17 protein-coding genes are annotated in these 18,532 nt (G+C 50.0%); all 17 read left to right on the top strand.

The annotated features are described in order from the left end of the window. Nucleotides 1-113: 113 nt before the first annotated feature. The 17 genes from rpsA (at nucleotide 114) to BLU63_RS01160 (ending at nucleotide 18,510) form a co-directional block, all read left to right on the top strand. On the top strand, nucleotides 114-1,805 hold the full coding sequence (gene rpsA / locus BLU63_RS01240) for a 30S ribosomal protein S1 (protein WP_008148721.1): 1,692 nt from the start codon (nucleotides 114-116) through the stop codon (nucleotides 1,803-1,805). A gap of 213 nt (nucleotides 1,806-2,018) precedes the next feature. Further along, a complete protein-coding gene (locus tag BLU63_RS01235) occupies nucleotides 2,019-2,297 on the top strand; it encodes a hypothetical protein (protein ID WP_077747954.1) in 279 nt (92 codons plus the stop codon). A 141-nt stretch (nucleotides 2,298-2,438) separates the two neighbouring features. Then, nucleotides 2,439-2,735 (top strand): integration host factor subunit beta, encoded by a 297-nt coding sequence (gene ihfB / locus BLU63_RS01230; RefSeq protein WP_083374729.1) that lies wholly within the window; start codon nucleotides 2,439-2,441, stop codon nucleotides 2,733-2,735. 24 nt (nucleotides 2,736-2,759) lie between these two features. Then, complete coding sequence (locus BLU63_RS01225; protein WP_083374728.1) at nucleotides 2,760-2,999, top strand: lipopolysaccharide assembly protein LapA domain-containing protein; 240 nt, start codon at nucleotides 2,760-2,762, stop codon at nucleotides 2,997-2,999. A gap of 264 nt (nucleotides 3,000-3,263) precedes the next feature. Then, nucleotides 3,264-4,694: a polysaccharide biosynthesis protein gene (locus tag BLU63_RS01220; RefSeq protein WP_084315790.1), complete on the top strand. Its 1,431-nt coding sequence runs from the start codon at nucleotides 3,264-3,266 to the stop codon at nucleotides 4,692-4,694. A gap of 144 nt (nucleotides 4,695-4,838) precedes the next feature. Next, on the top strand, nucleotides 4,839-6,086 hold the full coding sequence (locus BLU63_RS01215) for a glycosyltransferase (protein WP_083374726.1): 1,248 nt from the start codon (nucleotides 4,839-4,841) through the stop codon (nucleotides 6,084-6,086). 2 nt (nucleotides 6,087-6,088) lie between these two features. Continuing rightward, a complete protein-coding gene (locus BLU63_RS01210) occupies nucleotides 6,089-7,123 on the top strand; it encodes a polysaccharide biosynthesis protein (protein ID WP_083377235.1) in 1,035 nt (344 codons plus the stop codon). A 4-nt stretch (nucleotides 7,124-7,127) separates the two neighbouring features. Continuing rightward, nucleotides 7,128-8,246 (top strand): UDP-2-acetamido-2,6-beta-L-arabino-hexul-4-ose reductase, encoded by a 1,119-nt coding sequence (gene wbjC, locus BLU63_RS01205; RefSeq protein WP_083374725.1) that lies wholly within the window; start codon nucleotides 7,128-7,130, stop codon nucleotides 8,244-8,246. A gap of 611 nt (nucleotides 8,247-8,857) precedes the next feature. Continuing rightward, a complete protein-coding gene (gene wecB / locus BLU63_RS01200; protein WP_083374724.1) occupies nucleotides 8,858-9,988 on the top strand; it encodes a non-hydrolyzing UDP-N-acetylglucosamine 2-epimerase in 1,131 nt (376 codons plus the stop codon). A gap of 5 nt (nucleotides 9,989-9,993) precedes the next feature. After that, entirely contained in the window at nucleotides 9,994-11,214 is a 1,221-nt protein-coding gene (locus BLU63_RS01195; protein ID WP_083374723.1) for a glycosyltransferase family 4 protein, read from the top strand. Nucleotides 11,215-11,264: 50 nt separating this feature from the next. Further along, nucleotides 11,265-11,861, top strand: a complete 597-nt coding sequence (locus tag BLU63_RS01190) for a sugar transferase (RefSeq protein ID WP_083374722.1) — start codon at nucleotides 11,265-11,267, stop codon at nucleotides 11,859-11,861. Continuing rightward, nucleotides 11,858-12,484: an acetyltransferase gene (locus tag BLU63_RS01185; protein ID WP_083374721.1), complete on the top strand. Its 627-nt coding sequence runs from the start codon at nucleotides 11,858-11,860 to the stop codon at nucleotides 12,482-12,484. The genes BLU63_RS01190 and BLU63_RS01185 overlap by 4 nt, the downstream gene beginning before the upstream one ends. Nucleotides 12,485-12,569: 85 nt before the next feature. Beyond that, nucleotides 12,570-13,748 carry a DegT/DnrJ/EryC1/StrS family aminotransferase gene (locus BLU63_RS01180; protein ID WP_083374720.1) on the top strand — a complete coding sequence of 393 codons (1,179 nt, stop codon included), beginning with the start codon at nucleotides 12,570-12,572 and terminating at the stop codon, nucleotides 13,746-13,748. A gap of 204 nt (nucleotides 13,749-13,952) precedes the next feature. Further along, entirely contained in the window at nucleotides 13,953-14,969 is a 1,017-nt protein-coding gene (locus tag BLU63_RS01175; protein WP_083374719.1) for an MraY family glycosyltransferase, read from the top strand. A gap of 108 nt (nucleotides 14,970-15,077) precedes the next feature. Then, nucleotides 15,078-17,072, top strand: coding sequence for a polysaccharide biosynthesis protein (locus BLU63_RS01170; protein ID WP_083377234.1), 1,995 nt, complete (start codon nucleotides 15,078-15,080; stop codon nucleotides 17,070-17,072). A gap of 112 nt (nucleotides 17,073-17,184) precedes the next feature. After that, nucleotides 17,185-17,520: a ComEA family DNA-binding protein gene (locus BLU63_RS01165; RefSeq protein WP_083374718.1), complete on the top strand. Its 336-nt coding sequence runs from the start codon at nucleotides 17,185-17,187 to the stop codon at nucleotides 17,518-17,520. A 195-nt stretch (nucleotides 17,521-17,715) separates the two neighbouring features. Beyond that, on the top strand, nucleotides 17,716-18,510 hold the full coding sequence (locus BLU63_RS01160) for an SDR family NAD(P)-dependent oxidoreductase (protein ID WP_083374717.1): 795 nt from the start codon (nucleotides 17,716-17,718) through the stop codon (nucleotides 18,508-18,510). Nucleotides 18,511-18,532 lie beyond the last annotated feature (22 nt).

The raw sequence follows: 18,532 nt of genomic DNA, 5'->3' as shown, positions 1-18,532 counted from the left end.
GCTCTGCAGGGGACCAGTCATAGTCTTGCAGTGCTTCTTTAAATGAACATAACCCACGTCGTCTGGGATGTGGAGATGGGCGTATCCTTCGCCCTTATTCAACAGGAATTAAAATGAGCGAAAGCTTTGCGGAACTCTTTGAAGAAAGCCTAAAAACCCTGAACCTTCAGGCAGGCTCCATCATCACCGGTGTTATCGTTGATATCGATTACCAAGCTCGCTGGGTAACCGTTCACGCTGGCCTGAAGTCTGAAGCACTCATCCCGCTTGAGCAGTTCTACAACGATGCTGGCGAACTGACTATCAACGTCGGTGACGAAGTTCACGTTGCTCTGGACTCGGTTGAAGACGGCTTTGGTGAAACCAAGCTGTCCCGTGAAAAAGCCAAGCGCGCTGAATGCTGGATTGTTCTGGAAGCAGCCTTCGCAGCCGAAGAAGTGGTCAAGGGCGTTATCAACGGTAAGGTTAAAGGCGGCTTCACTGTCGACGTTAACGGCATCCGTGCGTTCCTGCCAGGTTCTCTGGTTGACGTCCGTCCTGTGCGCGACACCACGCACCTGGAAGGCAAAGAGCTGGAATTCAAGGTCATCAAGCTTGACCAGAAACGCAACAACGTTGTCGTTTCCCGTCGTAGCGTCCTCGAAGCCGAGAACTCCGCCGAGCGTGAAGCTCTGCTGGAATCCCTGCAGGAAGGTCAACAAGTCAAAGGTATCGTCAAGAACCTCACCGATTACGGCGCATTCGTCGATCTGGGTGGCGTCGATGGCCTGCTGCACATTACCGACATGGCTTGGAAGCGTATCAAGCATCCTTCCGAAATCGTCAACGTTGGCGACGAGATTGATGTCAAGGTTCTGAAGTACGATCGCGAACGCAATCGTGTTTCCCTGGGCCTCAAGCAACTGGGCGAAGATCCATGGGTTGCTATCAAAGCCCGTTACCCAGAAAGCACTCGCGTTACCGCTCGTGTAACCAACCTGACCGACTACGGCTGCTTCGCTGAGCTGGAAGAAGGCGTTGAAGGCCTGGTACACGTTTCCGAAATGGACTGGACCAACAAGAACATCCACCCTTCGAAAGTCGTACAAGTCGGCGACGAAGTGGAAGTTATGGTTCTGGACATAGACGAAGAGCGTCGTCGTATCTCCCTCGGCATCAAGCAGTGCAAATCTAACCCATGGGAAGATTTCTCTGGCCAGTTCAACAAGGGCGATAAAATCTCCGGCACCATCAAGTCGATCACCGATTTCGGTATCTTCATTGGTCTGGACGGCGGCATCGACGGTCTGGTTCACCTGTCCGACATCTCCTGGAACGAAGTGGGCGAAGAAGCCGTTCGCCGCTTCAAGAAGGGCGACGAGCTGGACACCGTTATCCTGTCGGTTGACCCAGAGCGCGAGCGCATCTCCCTGGGTATCAAGCAACTGGAAAGCGATCCGTTCTCCGAGTACGTTCAAGAGAACGACAAAGGCGCCATCGTTAAAGGCATCGTGAAAGAAGTTGACGCTAAAGGCGCCATCATCACTCTGGCCGACGATATCGAAGCGACTCTGAAAGCCTCCGAAATCAGCCGTGACCGCGTTGAAGACGCGCGCAACGTTCTGAAAGAAGGCCAGGAAGTAGAAGCCAAGATCATCAGCGTTGACCGCAAGAGCCGTGTAATCCAGCTCTCCATCAAGTCGAAAGACGATGCTGAAGAGAAAGAAGCCATCCAAAGCTTGAAAGACAAGCCTTCGGATAGCATCGCTGCTGGTCCTACCACTCTGGGCGACCTGTTGCGTGCACAAATGGAAAAACAGAACTGAGTTCTGTCAGACCATAGAAAAAGGGCGACTTCGGTCGCCCTTTTTTGTGTCTGGGATTTGGGTTTGTTGGGTGGTTCGTGCGCGGGGTGGCTGTTCTTGAAACCAATGATCCTTCTGTGTTGTCTCTTTCTTTAATCGGATCAATCGCTTATTTGCAGCTAGTCTTTAGCTAAAGAACGATAGCCGGGCAGGGCGTCTGCCATAAGGAAGTGAATGAACAAGCTCATTGTCGCGATGGCAGTCTTGATGCTGGCGGGTTGCGGTACGAATGCCAAGACTCATGCCGTGCGTGGAGTCAGTGGCGTAGAGATAGATTGTTCGGGATTGGGTTCTGGATGGGAGAAGTGCCGTAAGCGCGCGGACAAAGAGTGTAAGGCGGCGGGCTATAAGGTAGTAGCAAGGTCCGATGATGCCAAGGATGAGGATGAATACCCTTTCGGCTTCAATCCCGCGGGGTATCTGACGCGCACCATGCTGGTTATTTGTCGCTGAGCTAAATCGCGTCGTAGTTCCTCGTAATTGGGCGGTCATTGCTGGTGAAAATATGTGAAAACCCGGGCTGTTCAAATTCCTCCGGGCATGCTAAAACCTTTGAAGCGCTTTTCCTAGCTGCTTGAAAAAGAAGGGAAAAATATGACGAAGTCGGAGTTGATCGAACGAATTGTCACCCATCAAGGGCTGCTCTCATCCAAGGATGTGGAGCTGGCTATCAAGACTATGCTTGAACAAATGTCTCAATGCCTGGCGACTGGGGATCGTATTGAGATCCGTGGTTTTGGTAGTTTTTCATTGCACTATCGTGCGCCGCGGGTGGGGCGCAATCCGAAGACTGGGCAGTCGGTGAGTCTTGACGGAAAGTTTGTTCCGCATTTCAAGCCGGGGAAGGAGCTTAGGGATCGAGTGAATGAAGATGAGGAGGGTGAGATTTGAATGTGTCGTATCGGGAAGTGAGTTATGCGTAATTTCAGGCGCGTCACATTGGTAGTGTTCGTTTTAGTGTTTGTTCTGCTCACGTTGACATTTGTTCTTGAAAATCAACAGAGCATTTCTTTGTTGTTGCTGGGTTGGCCTCTGCCAGAAGTGCCTATATCGATTGCTATAATATTCGCTCTGCTAGTTGGAATGTTGATTGGTCCGCTTTTTACGTTTCTGTTTGGGCGCGCTAGAAGACAGCGGCAGCGCCATTCGATTTGAGGTGGCCGTCGCATCCGGTAGCCATAAGGGATGTGACGAGCCTGTTCAGCCTACCTGGTTCAGTGTCGATTATCCCCGCCAATCTGCTATTTCCGCCCGTCTTAATCTGTTTCGAATGGGGGTAGCGCCTTGCCTGAAAATCGCAAACATGCGATCCTCCATCCATTATTTTTTGCTGAATGTGTATCTACGCCACTTGCACAGCACTGAATTTCGTTGTCTGTTTCAGTTTATTGCGAAGAAAAAAGAGTTTAACGAAAACAAATGAATATGAACGTTTTTCTTCGAAAGCTTCTTCTTTATGTGCCGGTCAAAATGATACCTGCTGTTTCAGGTATTTTTTTAGTTTTCTTTTTATATAAATCGTTTCCTGAGGGGCAGTATGTAAGTTATTCAGTAAGCTTGTTCTGTTCATTGGTGGCTGCGCAATTGTGCGCTGGTTGGGTTGGTAATTCTTTTATTTATTATTACTCAGGTGTTGAAGATAAAAAGTTGTTTGTTTCAAATTGCATATGTGTGATTTTATTAATTGCACCCATGGCCTCGATATTGGCGGGTGTAATTTCTATTTGTTTGATATCTGAGCGCGATTTGTTTCTGTTTGTTTGGATGCTATGTTTTAGCCAGATCCTGTTTTTTTTCCTTTCATCCATGTGTCAGGCTGGCTTCTTGGTGAAGCAGCAACTCATCGCTGTGCTTCTGCAGGCTGTTATGCAGATTGGCTTGGTAATGGTTTTTTTTAGATTTTCAGAAGTCGATTTCAGATATGCGTTAGTTGCGTCAGTAGCAGGTTATGCCATCGCAGCATTTTTTATGCTGTTCTCTGTGTCGCGTATATTTGGTCTTTGTAATCCGTTTTCGAGTATTGAGTTGTTCAAAGTCGATCTGAAGCTTATTTACCAATATGGTGCTGCCCTGTCGCCATGGATTCTAGGTATGTTAGTGATGGCGGGGGCTGATCGACTTGCTATCGGTTATTATGAGATTGAGCATGGTGATTCGTACTTGTCTTTAAAGGATCTATTTGTAGGTGGTGCCGGGCTCTTAAGTATGCCACTGCTGATGATGGTCCATCCATTTGTTATTAAAAAGTTTAGGGAAGGCGTATTTGCTATCAGGATCATAGAAAGCTCCTCCAGTTTTCTAATTGTCGCGTTTTCATTGCTTTGGTGTGCGTTGTATTTTGTCGGGTTTGATTTTTTTGAGAGGATGACGGGAAAGAAAATAGGGGCATCCACTATCGTCATTTTCTATGCTTTCGCGGGTGTTTTTTTAAACAGCGCGGCCGTGTATTTTCAGAAGCGTCTCGAAGTACATAGAAAAATGAAGTTGCTAGCGTATCTTTCACTCATGTCCGCGCTTATGTCCGTCTGTTTTGCTTGGCTCGGCGGTATGTTCTGGGGGCTGTACGGTGTGTCCTTGGGGGTTTTATTGGCCCAATCCATTTATTTCATTTGTGTCGTTGCCAGTATGTATAAACGTCTCAATGTATATAGGGGTTTCCTGCAGCCCTTTATGGTGTCGTCATTAGCTTTCTTAGCGGGTTATGTTTTTTATTTGGGCTTGCAAAGTGAATGGGTCGATTTTTTTTGGTGGGAAAAGTCGCTTTTTTGGTTAGTAGGATTTTCGGTGGTATCGCTTCTATCCCTTTGGAAAGGAGTGAGGTGGATTGAGTTTATGAAGGCTACACTATGACCGAAGTGGCAGGTTTTTATAAAGTCTGAAATACGCATTCAACGGTTGAGATAGGCAGATCTGGGTGGCGTAGTATTACAAAGGTGAAAGACGGTCTTGTGCCTTCTCAGTGCTGGGGAGGGATAGGATGGGTTTCTCTGAGATATGTCATTAGGTTTAATTCGTCGAGCGGATTTTGAGAAGGCGGAAATGGGAAAAAAAATTGTCTTGGTGGGGTTCTACGTAGGTGATGAATACTTCGAACAGTATTCCAAGGGAGACCCATTTCCTCAGGTTGCGGCATATAAACTTGAAGGTAGATTTCTTGAGGCTCTGCGCTTTGATGGGGGGGTTGTTAATAACGTCGCCAGTATTGCAGTATCGACATACCCGCGTAATAGCAAGGTGTATTTTCCAGGGGCGTCGGAACTAGGGGCGGGCGGCAGGTGCAAAGTCATTCCCTTGCTTAATTTGCCATTATTAAAAATTGTTAGTCGACTACTAGGTACGCTTTTTAATTTGCTGCGTCTGCGAAAATCCGGGGTGGATGCGATTTGCGTTTATGCGGCTCATACACCGAACTTGGTGGCTGCTTATGTAGTGCGCAAGCTATATGGTATTCCTTTTTTTGTTTATATTCCCGATCTTCCTGTGTATATGGATATGGGGATGGGTCGGTCCTTTCTTATGAGGGTTTTGAAGAAGTTAGACTCTAAGATTATCGATAATCTCATTTTTCGCTCGTCTGGTGTTTTTGTAGCAAGTAAGTATATGGCTGCGGACAGTGCTAAATGGTCGAAAAAACCGTTTTTGGTTCTTGAGGGGATCGCTAATTCTACGATTACTGCGCCCGAGGAAATATCTGTAGTTGAGCAGAAGAATATCATTTTTTATGCCGGAGGATTGAGCAGGGCATACGGGATCGTCGAATTGGTTGAAGGTTTCATTAAGGCCGGTGTTGACTATGAGCTCTGGTTGTGTGGTCGTGGAGAGTTAGAGTCATATCTTTCGGAGGTGTCAGGTCGCTATCCGTCAGTGAAATATCTGGGTTTTTTGAGTGCTCAAGAAGTTGAAAAAATACAATCCAGCGCTTCCTGTTTGATTCTAAGTCGAAATCCACAGGAGCGATACACGCGCTATTCTTTTCCTTCTAAACTGCTTGAGTACATGGTCAGTGGAATACCTGTTCTTACCACTCGACTAGGCGGAATACCCGACGAGTATTTTGAGTTTTTGAATGTTATCGAAGACTCCTCTGCAGACGGCATTTGCGCCGCTTTGACGGAATTTTGTGCAGCTGATCGACAATTTTTGTTCAGGAAGGCCGCGTGTGGTAAGATTTGGATTTCAAAGAATAAGACTAGCTTTGCCGTCGGACGAAAAATTTTAGATTTTATGGAGATACATAATTGACTATTTTTAGCGGTAAGAAACTATTGATCACTGGCGGCACTGGCTCTTTTGGTAATGCGGTGCTTAAGCGTTTTCTGGATACTGATATCGCTGAAATTCGTATTTTCAGTCGGGATGAGAAAAAACAGGATGACATGCGTAAGCATTACGCAAGCTCAAAGCTTAAATTTTATATTGGCGATGTTCGCGATTACCAAAGCGTTATAAATGCTACTCGTGGCGTGGATTATATCTTTCACGCCGCCGCACTCAAACAAGTACCATCGTGCGAATTTCACCCGATGGAGGCTGTGAAAACCAACGTAATGGGTACTGAGAATGTACTCGAAGCCTCCATCTTGAACGGAGTCAAGCGTGTAGTTTGTCTCAGTACCGACAAAGCAGTGTATCCAATCAATGCCATGGGTATTTCCAAGGCAATGATGGAAAAGGTGATGGTGGCAAAATCTCGCGGTGCCGATGACGATAAAACGGTCATTTGCGGTACCCGCTACGGCAACGTAATGGCGTCTCGTGGTTCGGTCATTCCACTGTTTATCCAGCAGATTCGGGAAGGCAAGGCACTCACCCTCACCGATCCCAATATGACGCGTTTCATGATGACGCTCGCGGATGCTGTAGACCTCGTGTTGTATGCGTTTGAGCATGGCAATAACGGCGATTTGTTTGTGCAGAAAGCACCTGCAGCCACGGTGGAAGTTCTTGCTCAAGCATTGACGCAAATGCTCAACTTGCCTGAGCATCCGATTCAAGTGATAGGTACCCGTCACGGTGAGAAACTATACGAAGCGTTGTTGAGCCGCGAGGAAATGGCTTGTGCAGAAGATCGTGGCGATTACTTCCGAGTGCCACCTGATTTGCGCGACTTGAACTATGCAAAATTTGTAGAGCAGGGCGAAGAGAAAATTTCTCGCACTGAAGATTACAATTCGCATAACACAGTAAGGTTGGATGTCGAAGGTATGAAGCAGCTGTTACTTAAGCTTAATTTCATGCGTGCTATTCAGCGTGGCGAACATGCGACGCCTGAGGAGTGACAGAGTGAAAGTTCTGATCACCGGTTCCAATGGTTTTGTCGGCAAGAATCTTATCGCGCACCTTAGTGAGCGCAGTGACGTTGAAGTCTTGCGCTTTACTCGTGACGATAACGTTGCCCAACTGCCCGCCTTGATGACCGAAGTGGATTTTGTATTTCACTTGGCGGGAGTAAATCGCCCGCAGGATCCCCAGGAGTTCAAGACTGGCAACGCAGATCTGACCCGTGCACTGTGCGATGCCGTAGCAGCATGTGGTCGGTCTGTACCTGTACTGTACACATCTTCCAGTCAAGCGGAGTTAGACAACCTTTACGGCATCAGTAAACGATCTGCCGAAGAAGCGTTGATCGAACTGGCTGATAATCACGGTGCTGCAGTATATATATTCAGACTGCCGAATGTTTTTGGTAAGTGGGCGCGTCCGAACTATAACTCTGCTGTGGCTACGTTTTGCCATAATACGGTCCGCGGTCTTCCCGTTCAGATCAACGACCCTCAGGCGAACATCAATCTCGTCTATATAGATGACGTCGTCAGATGCTTTATTGACGCGATGGATGGAAGGTTGTCGGCTGAGCGTTTCGCCATTGTTGAACCTCAATACACAATTAGTGTTGGAGCGTTGGCGAGTCAGCTAGAGGCATTCCGTGATAGCCGCAATACGTTGATAACCGAGCCGGTCGGTACGGGGCTGGTGCGAGCGCTTTATTCTACGTATGTCAGTTATCTGACGCCGGATCGTTTCACTTACGAGGTTCCCAAGTACGGGGATCCTCGAGGTGTATTCGTTGAAATGTTAAAAACAGCCGACAGCGGTCAGTTTTCTTATTTTACTGCTCATCCTGGAGTCACGCGTGGTGGTCATTACCATCACTCAAAAACTGAAAAGTTTCTAGTGATTAGAGGTAAGGCGTGTTTTCGGTTTCGACATATAGTTTCCGGGGAATTCTACGAGTTGTTTACAACAGGTGAGAAGCCGGAAATTGTAGAAACCGTTCCAGGTTGGACACACGATATCACCAATGCAGGAGATGATGAAATGATCGTCATGCTTTGGGCGAACGAGATTTTCGATCGCGAACTCCCGGACACGTACGCACGTCCAGTGGCAGCGCCTTTATAACAAAATAGGTTCTCTCTGCTCCGTAGGCGGAGCAGAGATCCAATTTTTTGGTAAAACGGAAATGAGCTTGGGTTCAGGCCAGGCTTGCATCGTTCTTTGTTTTAAAGGCCGGCTATTTTGGCGCGATCTTCCCCCCGTAAATCACCCCTTATGGTTAACGCCGCATCCCGCGGTTCATCATCCTGCGCTTATGGCTGTGCGTCCCAGCTGACTCCTTGGCATCTGGCGTTCGTTCAGTCTTCTAGTGTTTTCGATACTGGTCGAAGCTTTGGGCAGCTTCGAGGCTTGTTTTTCGAGCAGCTGCCGATTGGCTTTTTGATTCGAAGTGCTTGCGTCTTCCCAGAACCGGCCCCGTGCCATCGATCCGGAAGCCGGGTGGAGGGTCAGGAGAAGCTTGCAGTAGCTAAACTGAGAGTAAAAAATCGATTCAATGTGTCATTATGTCTCACGAAATTTCTCGCTTGCTTTAGCAGTGATGCGTGGGCATTCCCCACTGCGACACGTCCGACAGCAGCAGGGTAATGATGGAGTTTTCGCTTCGGTTTCATGATCTAGGAGGCGAAAACTACTGATTATTTGTCTATCACTTTTTTGAAATGTGACGCTTAAAAATGAAAAAACTAAAAGTCGTAACTGTAGTGGGAACCCGCCCGGAGATCATTCGCTTGTCGCGCGTAATGGCGGCTCTGGATCAGTACTGTGATCATGTGCTTGTTCATACTGGTCAGAATTACGATTACGAACTTAACGAGATTTTCTTTCAAGACTTGGGCATCCGCAAGCCGGATCACTTCCTGAATGCCGCAGGCGCTACGGGCGCCGAAACTATCGGGAATGTGATTATTAGTGTGGACCGCGTGTTGGCAGAGATCGAGCCAGAGGCTCTGCTGGTCTTGGGTGATACAAACAGTTGCATGGCGGTAATTCCTGCCAAACGTCGAAAAATCCCTACTTTCCATATGGAAGCCGGCAATCGCTGTTTCGATATGCGCGTACCTGAGGAAATTAATCGCCGCATTGTTGATCATACGGCGGATATCAATCTAACTTACAGCACGATCGCACGTGATTATTTGCTGCGTGAAGGGTTGTCACCGGACATGGTCATCAAGACTGGCAGTCCTATGTTTGAAGTGCTCAATTATTACCGAGAAGGTATTGAGGCGTCGGATGTTCTATCTCGTCTGGGTCTCGAGAAAGGTAAGTTCTTCGTGGTCAGCGCGCATCGTGAAGAGAATATCGATTCTGATAAAAACTTCGCAAAATTGGTTGAAGCGCTAAATACCGTTGCTGAGCATTATGGGTACCCGGTTATTGTCTCCACGCATCCCCGCACCCAAAAGCGGGTCGACGCCATGGGTGTGAAGTTTCACGAGAACGTCCGCTTGCTCAAACCCTTGGGCTTCAAAGATTACAACAAGTTGCAACTGGACTCCAAGGCAGTTCTTTCTGATAGCGGCACGATCAACGAAGAGTCTTCCATTCTTAACTTTCCGGCGTTGAATATTCGCGAAGCGCATGAACGTCCAGAGGGTATGGAAGAAGCTGCTGTAATGATGGTCGGGCTGGAAGCCGAGCGCGTAATGCAAGGTTTGCAAGTGCTGGAAGGGCAAAGTCGCGATGATGAGCGTAGCTTGCGTCTTGTCGCGGACTACAGTATGCCTAACGTGGCAGAGAAAGTCGTTCGGATCATCCACAGCTATCGGGATTATGTTATGCGGACCGTCTGGAGAAGGTACTAATACGAATGGCTATTCGTGTTTTACTATTTACTCAATGGTTTGACCCTGAGCCGACGTTCAAAGGATTGGTTTTTGCACGAGAGTTGGTCGCACAAGGCTTTGATGTTGAAGTGGTTACAGGGTTTCCGAATTATCCCGGCGGTAAATTGTATCCCGGATATAAAATGAAGGCCTTGCAACGCGAAGTCATCGACGGCGTCCAGATAACGCGCGTGCCACTCTACCCAAGTCACGGGCAGAGTGGTGTCGGGCGACTGCTTAACTATATAAGCTTCGCGGCCAGTATTTCGTTGTATGGTCTTTTTCGTGCGAAGAAGCCGGATGTTGTATACGCCTACCATCCTCCGTTGACGGTGGGTATCGCAGCTGCACTTGTTCGTTTTTTTCGGCGTGTTCCCGTGGTTTATGATATCCAAGATATGTGGCCTGATACACTCAAGGCCACGGGTATGTTTTCCAACGAAAAACTCCTGAAGATTGTCTCTTGCGTCTGTAATTGGGTATACAGAAACGTAGACCAGATAGTGGTGTTATCTCCAGGTTTCAAGCGTCTCTTGATCGAGCGTGGGGTGCCGTCGCAAAAAATTGACGTGATTTATAACTGGTGTTCGGAGGATATGGTCCGCGCTACGCCAGACAAATTACCGACCAACTTTCCGGTGACCTCGAAGTTTCGAATTCTGTTTGCCGGCAATATGGGTAAAGCACAGTCCCTCGATACAGTGATTGACGCGGCGCAGTTACTGCAGGAGCAAGCAAGTCAAGTAGCGTTTATCTTTCTTGGCGGAGGCGTTGAAACTTCCAGGTTGGAGGCGCTTGCGAAAGGCAGAAATCTAGACAACGTGTTTTTCTTGCCCGCTGTTCCCATGCCGGATGTCGGCGCTTATCTGGCCGCTGCTGATGCACTGCTTGTTCATCTGAAGAAAGACCCTTTGTTTACCATCACTATCCCTTCAAAAACCCAGGCTTATATGGCAGCCGGGAAGCCGATTTTGATGGCTGTGGACGGTGATGCTGCAGATTTGGTACGTGACGCCGGTTGTGGGGTCGTCAGCGAGTCAGACAACCCGCAAGCGCTTGTGGATGCGGTACTGGCGTTGATGGAAGTATCGGCGGAGGGGCGCAGCTGTATGGCTGAAAATGGGGCAGCGTTCTATCAAAAAGAGCTGTCTTTGCGAGTCGGTGTCGAGCGTTTCGGTGAGCACTTCAAGCGCATGTCGAAATGATTTATGACGCTCCTTTTCTCCAACGATAATGTGTTTTTCAAGGACCTCCGATGTCAAAACGCTTCTTCGATATTGTGGCCTCGGTCGCCGGGTTGATTGTCTTGTCTCCCGTGATCGCGATAGTCGCATACTTGATTCGCAAACGATTGGGATCTCCAATCTTGTTTCGACAAGTCAGACCGGGTCTCGGTGGTGAACCCTTTGAAATGGTCAAATTCCGCACGATGCGGGACGCTTTGGACGCTGACGGTGATCCCTTGCCCGATTCTGAGCGAATGACGGATTTTGGCAGATTTCTTCGTTCCAGCAGCCTGGATGAACTTCCTGAGTTGTGGAACGTGATCAAGGGGGATATGAGCTTGGTAGGCCCTCGTCCCCTATTGATGGAGTATCTACCCCTGTACGATGAGGTCCAGGTTCGCCGACATGACGCACGTCCGGGCGTCACCGGGTGGGCCCAGATAAATGGTCGCAATGCACTGTCCTGGGAAGAGAAATTCAAACTTGACGTCTGGTATGTAGACAATCAGTCGTTGTGGCTTGATCTCAAAATCATCTTCCTCACCATCAAAAAAGTACTCGTCAGGGATGGGATTAGTGCTGAAGGTGAAGTCACAATGACCAAGTTCACCGGGTCAAAAAAATGAAGAAACTGGCAATTCTTGGTGCGAGTGGTCATGGCAAGGTTGTCGCTGACACAGCTGAATGTTGTGGGTGGCAGGTCATTGAGTTCTTTGATGATGCGTGGCCTCAAGTTTCATCCATCGGCGTTTGGTCAGTGGTTGGGAATACCAGCGAGTTGCTCAATCGCATAACGGAGTTCGATGGTGTCCTGGTCGCTATCGGCAACAACGGTGTCCGGCGCAGCAAAATTGATGAGTTAAAGGCCTTGGGCGCAAAGCTTCCAGTGCTGGCGCATCCTTCTTCGATCATAAGTCGATACGCTAAGATTGGGCCTGGAACCGTTGTGTTTGCATCTGCAGTAGTCAATGCCTATGCGTCGGTGGGAGAAGGGGCGATTTTGAACACAGGATGTAGCGTTGATCACGATTGTATTCTCGGCGCATGCGTACATATCAGTCCTGGCGCCAGGTTGGCAGGCGCCGTTAGCGTAGGTGACGGGAGCTGGATAGGCATCGGTGCCTGTGTCAGACAGGTGCTCCAAATAGGCTCAAATGTGATGGTCGGTGCCGGTGCGGCTGTGGTCTGCAATATCTCTGATAACATGACAGTAGCCGGGGTTCCCGCTCGAGCGATTGTCAGATCCTGAGTGCTTAACCATCGGATACATGTGACTGATTGGCCGTTTGAATTTTCGACGGTACTTTTTTAATTATGGATGGCAGGTAAAAATCGTGTTGAATACCCCATTTTCTCCTTGGCCTTCGTTCACTGAGGAAGAGGCCAACGCTGTTCGCGATGTAGTGCTTTCCAATAAGGTCAACTATTGGACCGGGCAAGAATGCCGCGAATTTGAGAAGGAGTTTGCCGCTTGGGCCGGCACGGAATATGCCATCGCCTTGGCGAACGGCACCGTTGCCCTTGATCTCGCTTTAAATGCTCTGGGAATCGGACATGGGGATGAAGTCATCGTCACTCCCCGGACCTTCCTCGCCTCAGTTTCCAGTATCGTCAATGCCGGTGCCATACCGGTCTTTGCCGAGGTCGACCGCGATACCCAGAACATTACCGCGCAGACAATCCAGGCTGTACTGACGCCCCGTACCCGGGGCGTAATCTGTGTGCATCTGGCAGGGTGGCCATGTGATATGGATGCCATCATGGAGCTTGCCGCACTTCATGATCTTAAGGTAATTGAAGACTGCGCCCAGGCACATGGTGCGAAGTACAAGGGGCGTCCTGTAGGCTCCATTGGTCATATCGGCGCCTGGTCTTTTTGTCAGGACAAGATCATGACGACCGGAGGCGAGGGCGGAATGGTCACGACGAACGACCGAAGCCTCTGGTTAAAAATGTGGTCGTTCAAGGATCATGGCAAGAGCTGGGAAGCTATCTACGAACGCGAGCATCAGCCGGGCTTCCGTTGGTTGCACGAAAGCTTTGGCACTAACTGGAGGATGCTGGAAGTGCAAGGAGTCATTGGCCGCATTCAGCTTCGTCGAATGGCCGAATGGCATGCCAGCCGTATAAATAATGCCGAACGTATCTGGTCGAATGCTCGTGAGCTTAAAGGTTTGCGCGTGCCAGCGATTCCCGAAACCTACACTCACGCTGCTTATAAATGCTATGTATTCTTAGAGCCACATCAGTTAAAGGCAGACTGGAACCGTGACCGAATTCTGTCAGAGATTTCAGCGCTTGGTGTGCCATGTTTTTCTGGTTCTTGCTCTGAGGTGTACCTTGAGAAAGCGTTTGATGATACTGGCTGGCGCCCAGAAGTCCGGTTACCCGTTGCCAAGGAACTCGGAGAGAACAGCCTGATGTTCCTTGTGCATCCGACATTGACTGAATCTGAAATCAATAAGACCTGTAAAGCCATTTGCAGTGTTATGCAGCAAGCCTGTAAGCCCTAGGCTCGCGTGGGTTTACAACATCTGAGGGGAATCCCGGGTCAGCTTCTTGCGGGCTCGGGCGTCGATGAACCGTTCGATCTACCAGCCCCTGATTCTGATTTCTGCGCGTAATCCATGTCTATCTGGTCAATCACGTCGGATAGCAAGTGCGAGAGGTCTGAAGGAGCAGGCGTTATACTTCGCACTTTTTTGGGTACCTCTTTGATGGCTCTTTGGTTGTCGTTGCCGGTAATAGCTAGCGTTTCTCTGGCGCTAACGGGAGCCTTGCGTCGTTTTGCTCTGGCTCGCAGCCTTATGGATATTCCAAACGGTCGCAGTTCGCATTCCATACCTACGCCAAGGGCTGGTGGTATAGCCATCGCTTTCAGTTTCCTTGCAGCACTACCGGTTCTCGGCCTTGTTGGAGTCATCGACTGGAATTATATTTTTGCCTTGCTGGGGGCTGGGGCTGGCATTGCGCTTCTCGGCTGGTTGGATGACCACAGTCATGTGCCAGTTCGGTGGCGTTTGCTTGGCCATTTTGCTGGAGCCGTCTGGGCCTTGTTCTGGCTCGATGGCCTACCCTCGCTTGATTTCTTTGGCCACTCGTTGGATCTAGGCTGGCTGGGACATGTATTGGCTACGATCTACCTGGTGTGGATGCTGAATTTGTACAACTTCATGGATGGCATTGATGGTATCGCAGGTGTCGAGGCGGTTACCGTCTGCCTTTGCGCCTGCTTGCTTTACTGGTTGAGCGGGTTCCAGAATCAGATGTGGGTCCCGGCAATGCTAGCCATGGCAGTGGCCGGTTTCCTGTTCTGGAATTTCCCTCCAGCACGCATTTTCATGGGGGACTCGGGTAGCGGATTTCTCGGCATGGTGCTGGGTGTGATTTCAATACAGGCGGCGTGGATTTCACCGCAGCTACTTTGGTCATGGTTGATTTTGTTAGGCGTTTTCATCGTGGACGCGACTTTCACGCTGCTACGTCGGCTGATAGGGGGAGAGAAAGTCTACGAAGCTCATCGCAGTCATGCGTATCAATTTGCATCCCGCCGATACCAAAAACATCTACCCGTCACTCTTGCTGTTGGGGCAATTAATATTGCGTGGCTGTTGCCCGTGGCGCTATTTGTTGCTTGTTCAGGGTTGAACGGAGCATTTGGTTTGCTCATCGCATACATCCCTCTTGTAATTCTGGCGGTAAAATTTCATGCGGGCGAAATGGAAGAAAAATAGACAATCAGCAGTTGATTCATGGAATTTTTAAAGTAACGAGTGCGTCAGAGAGACGTACACTCGTCACACACGATCAATGGGGAGCGGTTCGAGGTGTACGACGGAGTTATGGACAAGTTACGCACATTGTTGCTGGGGCTGCCACGTCGCCAGAAGCGACTGATTCAGGTTTCGGCTGACGTCGTTTTAGTATGGGCGGCGTTATGGTTGGCATTTTTGGTACGCCTCGGCATAGATGATATGGTCAATCCACTTATCGTCCATTCGTGGCTGTTTCTGAGTGCTCCAGTCGTCGCTATCCCTTTGTTTATCCGTTTCGGCATGTATCGTGCCGTGATGCGTTACTTCGGGAATGATGCGCTGATCGCAATCATCAAGGCAGTCAGCTTATCTTCTCTGATCCTCGGCGTAATCGTTTACTGGTACAGCAACCATCAGAACATTGTCCCTCGCTCCATCATCTTCAACTACTGGTGGTTGAGCCTGATTATGGTCGGTGGTTTGCGCCTGGCAATGCGTCAATATTTCCTGGGTGATTGGTTTGCTGCGGCGCAGCATGTGCCTTTCACCAATCGGGATGATGGACTGCCCCGGGTTGCTATTTTTGGTGCTGGAGCCGCGGGGAACCAGTTGGTAGCGGCGTTGCGAATGGGGCGAATCATGCGCCCGGTGGCCTTTATTGACGATGACAAAAGTATCGCCGCTCGCGTCATTTCCGGATTGCAAGTTTATAAGCCCAAGCACATCCAGCAAATGATCGATGAAACCGGCGCGCAGGAAATTCTATTAGCCATTCCTTCCGCCTCCCGTGGTCGCCGCCGGGAGATTCTCGGTTTCCTTGAAGGTTTCCCTCTCCACGTTCGAAGCGTTCCCGGTTTCATGGACCTGGCCAGTGGTCGGGTAAAAGTCGACGATATCCAGGAAGTAGACATCGCTGACCTTTTGGGTCGTGATGCTGTTCCGGCCCAGGATGACTTGCTTGAGCATTGCATCAAGGGTCAGTCGGTACTGGTGACGGGGGCTGGAGGATCAATCGGTTCCGAACTATGTCGCCAGATTCTGGCTTTGCGTCCCACCACGCTTTTGCTGTTTGAGCACAGTGAATTCAATCTTTACAGCATCTTGTCCGAGCTTGAGCAGCGGATATCGCGAGAGTCTTTATCTGTTCGTCTTTTGCCGATTTTGGGTTCTGTACGCAATCAGGACAAGTTGCTGGATGTCATGAAAACCTGGCACGTGGACACTGTTTATCACGCCGCCGCTTATAAGCATGTTCCGATGGTTGAGCACAACATCGCAGAAGGTGTTCTCAACAATGTGATCGGTACGCTCAATACCGCTCAGGCAGCGTTGCAGGCAGGCGTAGCAAACTTTGTGTTGATCTCGACAGACAAAGCGGTGCGTCCGACAAATGTTATGGGCAGCACTAAACGCCTTGCCGAACTAACGCTGCAGGCCCTCAGTCGAGAACTTGCGCCGGTGTTGTTTGGCGATACGACCAATGTCTCGCGAGTGAACAAAACCCGCTTCACAATGGTTCGATTCGGCAATGTTCTGGGGTCCTCCGGTTCAGTCATCCCGCTGTTTCACAGCCAGATCAAATCCGGCGGCCCGTTGACGGTCACCCACCCGAAAATCACCCGTTATTTCATGACAATCCCGGAAGCGGCCCAACTGGTGATCCAGGCCGGCTCTATGGGGCAGGGAGGTGATGTTTTCGTTCTGGACATGGGGGAACCGGTAAAAATTGTCGAGCTGGCAGAGAAAATGATTCATTTGTCAGGCCTGAGTGTCCGATCGGACAAGAATATCCACGGTGATATTTCCATCGCATTCACTGGGCTGCGCCCTGGCGAAAAGCTTTATGAGGAGCTGCTGATTGGCGATAACGTAGCGGCGACTCAACACCCGATGATCATGTGTGCCAACGAGGACCATTTGCCTTGGGATGTGCTCAAGGTACGTCTGACGGAATTGCTGAATGCTGTTGATCAGGACGACTACGGACGCGTCCGCCAACTCCTGCGCGAAACTGTCAGCGGCTACACCCCCGACGGCGAAATCGTCGACTGGATCTATCAACAACGCCGCCTCGAACCCTGATTGTTTCACATCCTGCAACAGACACACTTTTGACAGCCCCACCACATCGCCTAAGTTTGGAAGGCAGCTTCGGAAAAGCTGCTTTCTCAATCGATGTCATGGAGCTTCATTTATGCGTACAGGCTATTTCTACTCTCTGGTTTTCGCCCTACTGACCAGCGCCTCTATTGCTGCCATCGCCGCGCCTGCGGCAAAGTCTGAGGCTATTAACGCACCTATTGCGCTGGAAGTCGCGCCTAAGGCGCTGTCTGGCAAAGTCGACCTCAATGGAGCTGATGCACCGACGCTGCAGCGTGAGCTATCCGGTATTGGGGAGGCCAAAGCCAAGGCGATTGTTGCTTATCGTGACAGTAATGGGCCATTTTCGTCCGTGGACGAATTGCTGGAAGTGAAGGGGATAGGCAAGGCGATTCTGGATAAGAACCGCGAGAAGCTGGAAGTGAACTAAGCTTTAGATAAACGCCCAAGAGGCCGGTCATTGACCGGCCTTTTTGCATTTTGGCGTTAAGGACGGCGGCTTGCCTTCTATCGGCATGTAAAAAATTACGACTATCATATTGTCTTTGGATTATGCCTATAATAATTCCTGAGTCTGCCAAAGCTGACGCTCATCTTCCAATCGCATCCTCCCAGGAGCACGCTCATGAATTCTGTCCAGACCCAAGGAACCGCCCTCGTCACCGGAGCCTCCTCCGGAATCGGCGCCATCTACGCTGAGCGGTTGGCGGCGCGTGGTTTTGATCTGTTGCTGGTCGCTCGCGACGAGGAACGCTTGCAGGCAGCGGCGAGCAAGTTGCGCGCCGAGCATGGTGTCCAGGTCGAAGTGCTCAAGGCAGACCTCACACAAAAAGATGACGTTCTGAAGCTCGAACAGCGTCTACGCAGCGATTCGAGTATCAGCCTGCTGCTCAACAATGCCGGTGTCGCAACGGATGGTCTGTTGGCCAATTCCGACATGGACCAGATGGAAAAGCTGATCCAGCTCAACGTCACCACCGTCACGCGCCTGGCATCGGCAGCGGCCGCCGCTTTCGCAAAGGCTGGCCGTGGCACGATCATCAATATCGCCTCGGTAGTGGCGTTGTTTCCTGAGCGATTCAACGCGACTTACAGCGCGAGCAAGGCTTATGTGTTAAGTCTGACGCAGTCGTTGAACGCGGAACTGGACGGTACCGGGGTCAAGGTCCAGGCGGTGTTGCCAGGCGTAACACGCACCGAGATCTGGGAGCGCTCCGGTATCGACGCTACTCAGATTCCCGCAGACATGGTGATGGAAGCCGGGGAGATGGTCGATGCGGCATTGTCCGGTCTGGACCAGGGTGAGTTGATCACCATTCCATCGTTGCCGAACGCCTCCGAGTGGGATGACTTTGTAAAAGCTCGTCTGGTGATGGCCCCGAATCTTTCCAAAAGTACGGCCGCCACGCGTTACAAGTGAGGCGCCTTCAATCGGCTTGAGG

Source organism: Pseudomonas mandelii (genome assembly GCF_900106065.1).
Taxonomy (GTDB): Bacteria; Pseudomonadota; Gammaproteobacteria; order Pseudomonadales; family Pseudomonadaceae; genus Aquipseudomonas; species Aquipseudomonas mandelii.
Note: the sequence above shows the minus strand (reverse complement) of the source record. Positions and strands in the feature narration are given on the sequence as shown.